The organism is Blastococcus carthaginiensis (assembly GCF_030731085.1).
GTDB classification, from domain to species: domain Bacteria; phylum Actinomycetota; class Actinomycetes; order Mycobacteriales; family Geodermatophilaceae; genus Blastococcus; species Blastococcus carthaginiensis.
On sequence record NZ_JASNFN010000054.1, the window covers coordinates 1 to 8,834 of the forward strand.

General features: G+C 69.8%; 7 protein-coding genes and 1 pseudogene. 4 read left to right on the forward strand and 4 right to left on the reverse strand.

Translation table 11 applies throughout. The features are described 5' to 3' along the window. Positions 1 to 69 precede the first annotated feature (69 nt). Positions 70 to 1,247, forward strand: a protein-coding gene (locus QOZ88_RS22895) for an IS3 family transposase (RefSeq protein WP_305998280.1) whose coding sequence is annotated in 2 segments (ribosomal slippage) — positions 70 to 354 and positions 357 to 1,247 — 1,176 coding nt in all. Because the reading frame shifts where the segments join, the coding sequence is not laid out codon by codon here. On the opposite strand, the gene QOZ88_RS22900 is transcribed toward QOZ88_RS22895, so the two are convergent. From QOZ88_RS22900 to QOZ88_RS22915, 4 genes are all read right to left on the reverse strand, one after another. Beyond that, a complete protein-coding gene (locus QOZ88_RS22900) occupies positions 1,216 to 2,649 on the reverse strand; it encodes an eCIS core domain-containing protein (protein WP_306001985.1) in 1,434 nt (477 codons plus the stop codon). The two genes, QOZ88_RS22895 and QOZ88_RS22900, sit on opposite strands and share 32 nt — an antisense overlap. A gap of 973 nt (positions 2,650 to 3,622) precedes the next feature. Next, complete coding sequence (locus QOZ88_RS22905; protein ID WP_306001986.1) at positions 3,623 to 3,844, reverse strand: hypothetical protein; 222 nt, start codon at positions 3,842 to 3,844, stop codon at positions 3,623 to 3,625. 35 nt (positions 3,845 to 3,879) lie between these two features. Beyond that, a complete protein-coding gene (locus QOZ88_RS22910; RefSeq protein WP_306001987.1) occupies positions 3,880 to 5,589 on the reverse strand; it encodes a S8 family serine peptidase in 1,710 nt (569 codons plus the stop codon). Positions 5,590 to 5,634: 45 nt separating this feature from the next. Then, entirely contained in the window at positions 5,635 to 5,862 is a 228-nt protein-coding gene (locus QOZ88_RS22915; RefSeq protein WP_306001988.1) for a hypothetical protein, read from the reverse strand. Positions 5,863 to 6,461: 599 nt separating this feature from the next. Between QOZ88_RS22915 and QOZ88_RS22920 the strand changes: the two are divergent. The 3 genes and pseudogenes from QOZ88_RS22920 to QOZ88_RS22930 form a co-directional block, all read left to right on the forward strand. Further along, positions 6,462 to 6,737: pseudogene (locus tag QOZ88_RS22920) on the forward strand (IS21 family transposase); the annotation flags it as partial. A 299-nt stretch (positions 6,738 to 7,036) separates the two neighbouring features. Next, a complete protein-coding gene (locus QOZ88_RS22925; protein WP_306001989.1) occupies positions 7,037 to 7,423 on the forward strand; it encodes a CPBP family intramembrane glutamic endopeptidase in 387 nt (128 codons plus the stop codon). 792 nt (positions 7,424 to 8,215) lie between these two features. Then, entirely contained in the window at positions 8,216 to 8,584 is a 369-nt protein-coding gene (locus QOZ88_RS22930) for an MFS transporter (RefSeq protein ID WP_306001990.1), read from the forward strand. The last annotated feature ends 250 nt before the right edge of the window (positions 8,585 to 8,834 follow it).

Here is an 8,834-nt window from a genome sequence, read left to right on the forward strand (position 1 = left end):
GGGACTGCTGCACGAGTAGGTGACATCTGATCTGTGGTGCCGCGAGGCGCCGCTGGAAGGATGTTCGCCGTGCCCAAGCCCTACCCCAAGGAGTTTCGCGACGACGTCGTGAGCGTCGCTCGCAACCGTGAGCCGGGCCAGCACCTGAAGCAGATCGCGGCTGACTTCGGGATCAGCGAGTCGTGTCTGACGAACTGGATGAAGGCTGCCGACGTCGACGAGGGCGTCAAGCCCGGGACCACCGCGGCCGAGAACGTCGACCTGCGTGAGGCCCGCAAGCGGATCCGGCTGCTGGAGCAGGAGAACGAGGTCCTGCGCCGGGCAGCGGCCTACCTGTCCCAGGCGAACCTGCCGGGAAAATGATCTACCCGCTCGTCCGTGAACTCGCCGTCGACGGGATCCCCGTGACGGTGACGTGCCGGGTTCTGAAGATCGCCCGCCAGCCCTACTACCGGTGGCTGGCCGCCCCGGTCACGACCAGCGAACTGGTCGCGGCCTACCGGGCCAACGCGCTGTTCGACGCCCACCGCGACGACCCCGAGTTCGGCTACCGGTTCCTCGTCGATGAGGCCGCTGCCAGCGGGCAGCCGATGGCCGCACGCACCGCGTGGGCGATCTGCGCGGCCAACCGCTGGTGGAGCGCGTTCGGCAAGCCGCGCCGGGGCAAGAGCGGCCGGCCCGGACCTCCCGTGCACGACGACCAAGTCCAGCGGGTGTTCACCGCGGCCGGACCCAACCAGCTGTGGTTGACCGACATCACCGAGCACCGCACGGCCGAGGGCAAGCTCTATCTGTGCGCGGTCAAGGACGTGCACTCCAACCGGATCGTCGGCTACTCCATCGACTCACGGATGAAGTCTCGGCTGGCCGTGACCGCGATCGAGAATGCCGTCGCCCGGCGGGCCGCCGACGGTGCCGAGGTCGCCGGCTGCATCGTGCATTCGGACCGCGGATCGCAGTTCCGCAGCCGGAAGTTCGTCCAGGCCCTCAACCGGCATCAGCTGTCCGGGTCAATGGGCAGGGTCGGTGCAGCCGGGGACAACGCCGCCATGGAGTCCTTCTTCGCGCTGCTGCAGAAGAACGTGCTCGACCGCCGCTCCTGGGCCAGCCGCCAGCAGTTGCGCATCGAGATCGTCACCTGGATCGAACGCACCTACCACCGCCGACGTCGGCAAGCCGGCCTCGGTCGACTGACCCCCATCGAGTACGAGACCATCATCTACACACCGGCAGCTCAGGCCGCCTGACCCAACCTGTCACCGATCCGTGCAGCAGTCCCAAATGTCCCGGCCCCGAGGTTGCGTTCAGGCCCTCCGCGGTGCGTGTCGGGGCGCTGACCAGGTCGGCGAACAAGTCTCGGTTCCGTGCGGTCGACACCACGACCTGCCCGAGCCCGATCGACGTGTTGCCTTGCAGGAGGCTGGTCGCGCCTTGGTAGTCTTTGGCGTCCTCGGCCTGTGACTGGTCACGCTGCTCGGCCAGGATGAACGCCGCGACGAGGGCAGCGTGCAGACCGTGCGCGCCCGCCGCGGCGGTCATCACCTGCGCGCGAGACGGCAGATCGCCCTCGTATGATCGCGTCTCGACCGACGCGATCGGCCGCCGGAGCAGCAGTTCCGCCTGTTGGGTCCTCTGCGTTCCGGTCAGGCCCCCGAGGTATGCAGGCAGGCTGCCCGGGAGCGGGTTGCTGTATGTCGCCACGGTCGCCGCATGGCCGACCGCCAGCAGCGCCTGGTCCTCGACGGGGATCTGCGGCACGCCTGGCGTCGTGTGGAACGTGCCGACGTACCGCGTCGTAGGGATGACGCCGGTCGCGCCCACACCCGTGAACGGGTCCGTCAGGTGGCCACCGCTGTGCCCAGCACGTGATGTCCGCGCCGTGCCGACGACGGCTGCTTCGAGGGCCGCCGGGTTGAACGCGGGCGCAGCCGACGTGACGCCGAACCTGCCGAGGTTGAACTGCAATTCGGCCCCCTTGCCAAGCCGGCGCACGTTCGGCTCCACGAGGGCCTGGGCGGCAGTGTCCAGTCCGCGCCCGAGTACATGCAGGAGCCGCCTGCGGTTGCCGGGCTCGTCGACGCGGTCGAACAGGGTGTCCAGCATGCCGGCTGCTTCGAGGTCGGCGATGGTTGCCGACAGATCCGAATACCGGTCGAGGGCATCGAGGATCCGAGTCTCCTCGGTCGCTGTGACTGCCCAGTCGTCAGCTGCGTACGAGAGGTCGTGCTCGACCCTGGCACTGGTCGGGGTGAGGGCGACAGCCGCAGACGCCGTCCGCACCGGATCGAACGGCAATTGGTGTCTGTTGAGCCAGCTGTTTCGGTTCGCCTCGCGCTCGACCGCATCGCCGGGACGTGCGGTCCAGCGGGTGCTGCCCTGTTGCCCAGCTCGGCGATGTTGCAGGACGTGAGTCAGCTCGTGCGTCAGCAGGTGGCTGCGCGGGTCGTTCACCTCGGTCGTCGAGACCTGATCGCCGAGCACGATGTCGCGGCCGGCTGTGTATGCCCGCGCGCCGAGCGAGCGGGCCGAGCGCTGGGCGGCTGGCCCGTGATGTAGCCGGACGTCGCCCAGCGCCTCGCCGAAGCAGGCCTCCATCTTTGCGCGTACGCCTGACGCGAGTGGCACGCCCCCCGAGTATTCGCCGTCCATCGCCGCTGGTTCGGCCCGGGGCGCTTCGGTTGAAGAAGCTTGGATCGGGATCCGACTGACATCGTGACCGAAAGGTGTGCTCTCTTTGGCTGTTGGACATCCTGTGACTTCGTCCCCGTTTTTGGTCAACAGCCTCTGTGCGCCCTGGTTCCCGAATATGCGCTGTAGGTGACGGATCTCGTTCAAGGCACGCCGTCGGCCAAGGCGTGGGGGAGTGATCGACGTCGAGCCGCCATTCGCAGTCTGCTGAGGTGATTTCGGCTCCTCTGCGAAGGAGCGCATGTGCATCTCCTTTGGCTCATCTGATAACGCGGCAGCGCTCCCAGGGGATGGATGCCGTCGTCGAGTTCACGTCGGTGACGAACGCCGACGACCTCGGGCGCGGGCTCGCCACGGCGGCGCGGCCTGAAGGACGGAACGGCGAGGCGCGAACATCAAGGGCCTTGGATCGTCCTCGACGGGAGTTGTCTCACGGTCCGACGGTCGGGTGGGCGGCCTGGCACGGCTCGACCCGATGGACGACCTCCGCCGGCACGACGACCCCGCCCAGTAGCCGGGGTGGACGGCTCAGGAGGTCGGTCAGGCGTCGGGCGATGGAGGGATGTCCGCATGTCCGCTACTCGGCTCGGCGTCCAAGGTCGGCGGCGGAGGTACGTCCTCGTCGGAGGACAGGCCGGGCTCTGACGGAACGGGCGGTGGAGTGAACCACTGATCCGACGGCGCGGCCGGTGGCGCGGGGATCTCGTCGACCGCAGCGGACGGTCCTGCTGGGTCGGCCGACGGAGGCGGCGGGATGTCCATGTCGGGCGGGGTGCCGGAGAGTCCGTGCGAGACCACCGTGCGGGGTCCGCCTGACGAAGCCGCGGTGCCGTCCTGATTCAGGTAGATGTTGACCACAATGACGGGATCCATGGTTGCCTTCTCGAGGTCTGCTTCCTGGTGAGAATCCGAAGCGCCTGTAGGGACGCGTCGGTCACCGCAGGGTGGCCTCGGTGATCTCGTTGTTGACGATCAGCACGTCGACCTTGCGGTTGTTCGCCAGGCCGGTCGTGAGGAGGAGGAAGACGTTGGTCACCCCGTCGGGACTCTGCGGCTTGATGCGAAGCCAGCCGGAGAATCCTTGGATGATTGCCCACGCCTGCTGAGCGGGGTTCTTGCAATGAGTGCTGATGACGGTCAGATTGTTGTGCCACATGATGTGCCTCTATCCGTTCGTCGGGATTGGGGGCGTCAGCGGACGGTGGCTTGGGTGATCGACCCCATCTGCAGCAGGACGTCGACCTTCCGACCGTTGGCCAGTGCCTCGCTCAGCACGGCGAGATTGTTGGTCACGCCGTCCGGGGCGCGGGGTGCCACGCGGATCCAGCCGGTGCCGTTGAGAATCACCCATGCCATCTGGGCGCTGTTTTTCGCGTGTGTCCTGACCACGGTTCGGTTGTTGCTCCAACCGTCGGCCACCTGCGGAATGAGCTGGCGAAGGTTCGGTCGGTTCCCTATGCGCTGGGTGGCCGGCCGGCCGGGCTGATCCTGCTGCGGTGATCCGCTGGCCCGCAGGGCGGCGATGGCCGCGCTGGAGGTGAGCGGGGTGCCGCCCTGGGCACGGATGATGCCCTGCGCGCAGGCCAGCGCGCCGACCACGATGGGGGAGGCACTCGACGTGCCGGAGAAGCCGTCCGTGTACCAGAGGTCGGTGGCCGAGCCGCCCTGCAGGTCGCCGTATCCGGTCGTGGTCACTTCTCGACCCCAACCCTGGCAATCGACTCGGCGGCCGTGGTTGGAGAACCCGAGACGTGATCGGTCTGCTCCATGATTGTTGCCGTGGGTTCCCGGTGGCGGTGCCCCGGCGCCGACGAGCACCGCGTGTGAACTGGGGTTCACCGGATTGAAGGGATTGCGCCAGCTGCTGGGAAAGGCCGCGGGGCGGGCATCATAGAGGCCGTCGTCCAAGTTTTCCGCCCCGTTGCCGGCAGCCTCGACCACGATGATGCCTTTGGCCACGGCGTAGCGGATTGCGGCGAAGTCGTCCGGCCACCACTCGACGGCAACGTATCCCAGCTGATCGTTGCGGGCCTGAAAGTTGTGACGAGGGCCAGGGCGATGGATCTCCAGCAGGATGATGTCGCCGGCCCCGAGCTTGTCGGCGGCTCGCGTGATGGTGCTGGCGGAGGAGAACGACGCGAACGAGGCGGCTCCGACGGCGGCGTCCGGTGCGATACCCGTGATGCCGAGAGCGTTCGTATCGCCACCGATCTCACCGACCACGGCGGTGCCGTGATTCACCGCGCGATTGTTGGCCGTGACCGCCGTCGGGTCGGCGTCGTAGCCCAACGAGGATCCGACGAGCACGCCGGAGGAGTTCTGGCTGAGGTCCTCGTGGGTGAAGCGCCATCCCCACTCGCAGTCGATGATGCGTACGCCGGCCCCGCGGCCACCTGCGACGGTCCAGGCGTACCGGGCATCGATACCCCCGGGAGCTGCGTCCAGGTAGCCCTGGCGCGCCTCGAAGCTCGGCGTGGCCGCGGGGGCCTCGCTCGTGTCCGGAGCCATGTCGTTGAGCGTCGTCGCCGCAGGCTCGGCCGGCGGTTTGACGTACGCCGTCTCTACGCCATCAAGTTGCCCGAGTGACTCGGCGAGGGACTCCAAGCGGTCCTCGGGTGCTTGGACGTGATAAAAGGCAGCGAGATCAGGGACGTCCGGCGAACCGGCCACCCCCTCGCTTGCCGCCCGCACCCGGTCCTCACTGGCCCCGAACAAGGGCAGCATCCTGGCCCCGGCCTGGGCGAGGGCGGCAGTGAGGGCGTCGGCCACCGCATCGGACGCAGCGCTCACGCCGGACGGCGTGGCTCTGACATCGGCGCCGGGCGCCATGACGATGATCAACTCCGGATGGCCCGGGCCGGGCGACGTGGTGGCTCCGCCGGGACGCTTCTCCTTCGCCATTGCTGCGGATCCCCTCCTGCATTCTCCTGCGGAGGTCGCACCGACCTATCGGGGCGGCTCTCCATCCGGCTTCACGTATGCAGCTCGAACGGTCTCGATCTCCCTCATCCGGCGCGCGAACTCCTCGGCCCTGTGCCGGGTCTCTATCCGGGCGGTCAGGTACCAGGTCTCGATGCCTTTCTCCGAAGGCGCCGGGGTTCGCTCGAACGAGATCTCGGGGTGGGCACTGGCGATCCGCGACGCATCCTCGGTGGAGCCCGACAGCAGCACCACGAGTTCACACGGCTCAGCCACTGCCTGCCTTGGTTTCCTCTGTGCGATGGTCCGGCGCCGCGATGGTCCGGCGCCGGATCGATCAATGTGCCGGAAGCTATCGGGACCCGCGTTACTGCAGCGTCACTGGATCGTCATTGCCTCACGGAGCGCCAGTGTCGCCATCCTGCCAGCTCTGCTCTTCCCTGGGCAGTGAGGTCGATCGGCATCCGTGGCCAGGTTCGATGAGCGGCCCGATGCTGTGACCCCGCCGGCCGGTCGCATGCGTCGATGTCCAACGAGATCGCGGGGAGCCTCCGGCTGCGCTGACGCAGCACCACGCTGACCGCTCCTCGCTCGTCCTGACCGGCACAGACGCGGATCATCACGTTGCCGAGGAGGTGACCGGCCCTCGACCTGATCGGGCATACGGGCGCGCCTGTCACGAGGACTGGTTGTCCGTGGCCGTGCCAAAGTCCCCGCTGGTGGCCATCGAGAAGTCTCCGCTGATGACCAGGTAGGTCCCCGTCCCTCGCTCGTCGTGTCGATCGTGAGCTGAGGCCCTGGGCGGTGACGGTGGCGGTGTCTAGCCAGTCACCGCACCGCCCATGGGAGCTCCATTGACGTCTGCGAGCGAAGAGTTGGACGTCATCACCGCCTACCGCGAGGTGGGCAGCTATCGGGGAGCGGCCGCGATCTGCGGCACGACTCACAAGACGGTGAAGCGGATCATCGCCCGGCACGAGGCCGGCGGGCAGCGCCCGTTTCGGGAGCCGCGGCCGGCGAATTGCGAGGCGGTCCGTGAGCTGGTGGCCGGCAAGGTCGCGCAGACGTACGGGCGGACCAGGGCCAAGCGGCTGCTGGCGGTGGCGCGGGCGGCGGGCTACACCTCGTCGCCGGCGGCGTCGCCCCGCCAGACGCAGAGCGTCGCGTCGTAGGCGATCGGACCTCCTCGAAGGTCTCGGCCAGCTCGGCCGGCACCTGCGGAGGGGCTGCCGGGTCAGTGCCACCGCGCCCTCGGGGGCGCGCGAAGAGACCAGATCGCTGCGGCGGCCGGCTCGGTGAAGAGGCGCAGTCGACCACGGAGGACGCCGACGGTTCCTGCGCTGCCGCATGAAGCGTCGGGCGCGCCTCCCTCGAGGGCGCCACGGTTCGCGCCCGGACCGACGGTTACCCGGACACGCTGCGCCGGCCGGTGGTCACGCCGGTCGTCTCGGGGGTCGGCGCCTTCGGGGCCTTCTACGCCGCGGCACTGGTCGCCCGGCGGGTCCCGGTCCTCAAGCGGGCGATCGGCTCGGTGCTCCGCTACGCCGACCAGGGGTCGACCTCGCTCGTGCTCACCACCACGCTGGCCAACGGCGTGGCGGAGGAGGTGTTCTTCCGCGGCGCGCTCTACGCGGCAGCGGGCGCGGACCGGCCGGTGATCGTCTCGACCGCGGTCTACGGGCTGGCCACCACCGCCACCCGCAACCCCGCGCTCGTGCTGGCGAGCGTGCCGATGGTCTGCTCTTCGCGCAGCAGCGCAGGATCACCGGGGGGATCCAGGCGTCGGTGCTCACGCACGTGGTGTGGTCGGCCCTGATGCTGCGCTACCTGCCGCCGCTGTTCGCCGACCGGCTCGCGGAGGAGCGGTCGCCGTCGCTCGGGAAGGACGACGGCGGCCGCTGAGCACCTGCGGCCGGTGCGCTGACCGCCCGCGCTGGGCTGCCCCACGGCGGCAGGCGCGGGCGTCGGCCGGCAGCCTGGCGACGGCGTCGGTGCGCGCGCCGCGGTGACCGCGGGAGGTCCGTGCCGGATCAGCCGACCGGCGGTAGGCGTCGCCGGCGGCGATGAGGTGGCTGCACTCGGAGGAGAAGTCCACGAGCTCGCGCAGGTCGTCGCCCACGTCCAGGCGTCGTGTCCGGGGAAATCACCTCCACATCGCTCGCGATCGCCGGCACTCCCGCCGAGGTGGGGGACCGACTCGCCGAGCCGCTCGACCGCACCGGGCCCTGATCGACACCCGCGACTCGCCGACACGGTGGGCCTGTCGGGGCTCGACCACGCCCGCCACATCGACGTCCTCGACGCTGATGGCCTCGCTCGTCCCGGACGGGTCCGGACCGGTCTGACGGCCGGGTCGGACCGCGGGAGCCGAGACGACGACGCCCGCTCGGGTGGCTTCGAGTCGGTGCGCAGGGACCACCGAGGAGGTCAGGGGCCGGGGCGGGCATGATGCAGAACTCCGACGGTCCGGACGTCGGTCTGCTGAGGAGCCGCGTTGACCGTTCCGCTCCGAGTGCCGGAGTCCGACGACACGACCGCGGGACGGATGTCCGACGCGGTGTCCCGACGTCGCCCGCCCCGGAGCACAGGCGTGGTGGACCGGCCGGCGGTGGCATTGCTGACGGCCAGCCACGTCGTCGAGGACTTGTACCAGGGAGCGGTGCCGGCCCTGCTGCCGTTCCTGGTGCTCGACCGCAACTACTCCTACACCGCGGCGACCGGCATCATCCTGGCGGCCACCGTGCTGTCCTCGGTGGTGCAGCCCGCCTTCGGGGTACTCATCGACCGTCGGCCGTTGCCCTGGCTCACCCCGGTCGGCCTCCTCGTCGCCGGCATCGCATCGGCCTCGCGGGTGTCTCGGACGACTACTGGTGGACCTTCGCGGCGGTGGCGCTGTCCGGCCTGGGCGTCGCCGCCTACCACCCGGCCGCGGCCCGGGCGGCGCGGGCGGCAGCGGGCGCATCGGCGCAGGGGATGAGCTGGTTCGCCGTCGGCGGCAACGCCGGCCTCGCGCTCGGGCCCGTGATGGTCACTCCCTTGCTGCTGGCCTACGGACTTACCGGAACGCCGCTCCTGGCGCTTCCAGCCCTGGCCATGGCCGTGCTCCTGCTCGCCGTCCACCGCCGCACGAAGGCCCGGGCCGACCGTGCGGCCGCGCGCGAGCCGGCCGCGGGGGGGGGGGGGGGCGCCGGGGGGGGGGGGGGGGGGGGGCCCGGGGGGGGGGGACT

Excerpts from the sequence above, each read along its gene's own strand:
- QOZ88_RS22905 (WP_306001986.1), bottom strand. The coding sequence starts at position 3,844 with ATGTGGCACAACAATCTGACCGTCATCAGCACTCATTGCAAGAACCCC.
- QOZ88_RS22910 (WP_306001987.1), bottom strand. The coding sequence starts at position 5,589 with ATGGCGAAGGAGAAGCGTCCCGGCGGAGCCACCACGTCGCCCGGCCCG.
- QOZ88_RS22900 (WP_306001985.1), bottom strand. The coding sequence starts at position 2,649 with ATGGACGGCGAATACTCGGGGGGCGTGCCACTCGCGTCAGGCGTACGC.